Origin of the sequence: Paraburkholderia kirstenboschensis (assembly GCF_904848585.1) — a bacterium.
In the GTDB taxonomy this organism is placed as follows: Bacteria; Pseudomonadota; Gammaproteobacteria; order Burkholderiales; family Burkholderiaceae; genus Paraburkholderia; species Paraburkholderia kirstenboschensis.
On record NZ_CAJHCR010000088.1, the window covers coordinates 1 to 748 of the forward strand.

Consider the following 748-nt stretch of genomic DNA (forward strand, 5'->3'; position numbering starts at 1 on the left):
TTATCACTCCGTTCTCCTGCTTGGCGTCCAAGCAGGCAGTTGAACATGTGGGTCAATTTTCGATGCAAATTTCTAGCGGAAGTGGGTCAGTTCTATGCGCGTATCAACAGTCGAGCCGTTACCCGAGGTGTTGATCGAACCGTTCGGGTCAACGATCACGCCCGTGCCATTCGAGCTGTTGCCCGAGATGTTGGTCGTGCCGTTATCCGTCGTGTTGACCGAACCGTTGATATCCGTACCCGTGCCGTTGGTCGAATCACCCGAGATGTTCGTCGAGCCATTGCCCGAGGTGTTGATCGAACCGTTCGGATCAACGATCACGCCCGTGCCATTCGTGCTGTTGCCCGAAATGTTGGTCGTGCCGTTATCGCTCGTGTTGACCGAACCGTTGATATCCGTGCCCGTACCGTTGGTCGAATCACCCGAGATGTTGGTCGAGCCGTTACCCGAGGTGTTGATCGAACCGTTCGGATCGACGATCACGCCCGTGCCATTCGTGCTGTTGCCCGAAATGTTGGTCGTGCCGTTGTCCGTCGTGTTGACCGAACCGTTGATGTCCGTTCCCGTACCGTTGGTCGAATCACCCGAGATGTTCGTCGAGCCGTTACCCGAGGTGTTGATCGAACCGTTCGGATCGACGATCACGCCCGTGCCATTCGTGCTGTTGCCCGCGATGTTGGTCGTGCCGTTGTCCGTCGTGTTGACCGAACCGTTGATATCCGTACCCGTACCGTTGGTCGAATCACCC

At 56.6% G+C, this 748-nt stretch carries 1 pseudogene; it reads right to left on the bottom strand.

Annotated elements, in window-relative coordinates:
• Positions 1-72: 72 nt before the first annotated feature.
• A pseudogene (locus JMY24_RS38135) lies at positions 73-748 on the bottom strand (hypothetical protein); the annotation flags it as partial.